The organism is Blautia sp. MCC283 (genome assembly GCF_018785565.1).
Lineage (GTDB): Bacteria > Bacillota > Clostridia > Lachnospirales > Lachnospiraceae > Blautia_A.
In genome coordinates, this window is the sequence record NZ_WQQB01000022.1 from 1 (window position 1) to 553 (window position 553).

A 553-nucleotide genomic window follows, 5' to 3' on the forward strand; every position below is an offset into this window, starting at 1 on the left:
TAGCTGGCTGGTATCCTTTTAACTCTGTCAAGCAGACTCCCTGCCCATTTGTGAAATAAGTTAAATCGTTCCTGTATTCTTGAATACATCTAGCAGGGATTTCTCCTTTCAGAATGACCTCGTCATTCTTTATCTGAGTACTTACAATATCTGCACAATACCTTGGAGCATCATGATACGCCCGTGAGAGATATTCCTGCGGTGCATAAATTTCAAAGTGGAGATATGGCTCTAATAGTTCTGTCCCTGCTTTTTTTAAAGCCTGCTCCAATACGATAGGGGAAAGCAGCCGAAAGTCTGCGGGGGTACTTACAGGACTATAATACAATCCATATTCAAAACAGATTTTACAGTCTGTCACTTTCCATCCATACAGCCCCTGCTCGCAGCCATAAAGAACCCCCTCCATAACCGCATTTTGGAACGATTGATTTAAATATCCAAGTGAAACTCTGCTTTCATACTGCACTCCGCTTCCAATAGGGAGCGGCTCTATGGACAACCCGACAGAAGCCCAGAAAGGATTTGGCGGGACTTCTATGTGGATGGTATA

Annotated in this window: 1 pseudogene; it reads right to left on the reverse strand. The window is 43.6% G+C overall.

Features of this window, described 5'->3' with window-relative positions:
• Window positions 1-553, reverse strand: a pseudogene (tet(O), locus tag GPK81_RS07150) (tetracycline resistance ribosomal protection protein Tet(O)); the annotation flags it as partial.